This window comes from Bradyrhizobium sp. CSA207 (genome assembly GCF_029051685.1).
Classification (GTDB): domain Bacteria; phylum Pseudomonadota; class Alphaproteobacteria; order Rhizobiales; family Xanthobacteraceae; genus Bradyrhizobium.
In genome coordinates, this window is sequence record NZ_JAACFT010000139.1 from 1 (window position 1) to 430 (window position 430).

At 64.4% G+C, this 430-nt stretch carries 1 protein-coding gene; it reads left to right on the plus strand.

Translation table 11 applies throughout. The features are described 5' to 3' along the window. Window positions 1-66: 66 nt before the first annotated feature. A partial coding sequence (locus GWG65_RS40345) for a hypothetical protein (RefSeq protein WP_275200937.1) occupies window positions 67-430 on the plus strand: 364 nt, incomplete at its 3' end.

Here is a 430-nt window from a genome sequence, read left to right on the forward strand (position 1 = left end):
ACGTGTGCGGGCCCCGGCAGCATCAATCAGCGGAACTATGGCTCAGGCGCTGATCGCTTCACGTACATGCCGCGCATGCTGCTGGAGCGCTATCGCAACCTCTACGTGCGCTTCAATGGCTCGGGCAACCTGGCCAGGCCCGCGATGGATGCCTCACCCAGCCTCGCCAACGTGGACTTCGGCATCAATGGGGAGTTCGAGTGGAAGCCCATGACCTCCGCGTCGAAGACGGAGGGCGCCAAGACGGTGCTCGTCAGCGCGTCCGGAAAGAACAGCCCCGCCGTCGTCGCGCTCGACATCACCAACCCCAATGACGCCTGGTACCCCTTGCCGCTCTGGGAGTTCAACCTCCGCGACACCAGCATCGACCACGCGTTCTCCACGGCGAAGCTGGCCGACCCCAGCGTCGAAATCCCGGACAACTCTGGCT